The organism is Catenulispora yoronensis, from assembly GCF_039531695.1.
GTDB lineage: Bacteria > Actinomycetota > Actinomycetes > Streptomycetales > Catenulisporaceae > Catenulispora > Catenulispora yoronensis.
Genome location: NZ_BAAAQN010000159.1, coordinates 1 through 767 on the forward strand (window position 1 = coordinate 1; position 767 = coordinate 767).

The window sequence follows — 767 nt, forward strand, 5'->3', positions numbered from 1 at the left end:
TCACGCCCCTGCTCCCGGGCCATCAGGGTTATCTCGGCCACCCGCTCCCGCTGGCCGGTTGCACCGCCCTGACCGGAAACGATACCCATTACCGGGCGATCCTGCGCCAGCACACTGACGGCATCGCTGAAAGGGACCTGGCGCACCACAGACGCATCAGGCGTGACGGAGACATGATTCTGGCGCTGCACCTCCTGACTCAGGGCTTTGACGGCGAGTTCATCGAGAACGTGGATGTTTGAGGTGAACAGGCCTTTCTCGCGATCGAGAGGGATAAGCTGCTCCCGTTCAATGGCGGCATCGATGCCCTTTCTCGCCAGCTCAAACACACCGTCCTTCGCCTCCAGCTGGCCGACCGTGCGTGCCAGCAGGTCGGCATACGTGAACTGCACCTTGCGGTCGCTGAGACCGGCAATCGCTTTCGTCACCACATCCGTGATATCCGGACCGTCAGTGTTCACCGGCGCGGCAGGTGCACGGGCCAGCTCTGCGGCTCGCGCATCGGCGGCCTCACGGTACCCCCGGATGTCAAACCCGGTCTCCTTCAGCGTGTTCATCCACTCCACCATCTTCTCTGCCGGATCGATGGCTTCTTTCGACTTGCGGGTATCGAGCGCGGCCACATCCCGTGACTTCAGGGAGGCATCGGGTCCTGCAGCCTCCCGGAGTTCCTGACTGCGCGTGGAAAACGACTCAACCGGCACGCCCTCCATCTCCCACATGCCATTCCGACCCGCATCGACTGTCTTGTAACCCATAGACTCAAC

General features: G+C 62.3%; 1 protein-coding gene. It reads right to left on the bottom strand.

The features are described from left to right. Positions 1-767: relaxase domain-containing protein (locus ABD481_RS46520; protein WP_344672326.1), on the bottom strand; the 767-nt coding region annotated here is incomplete at both ends.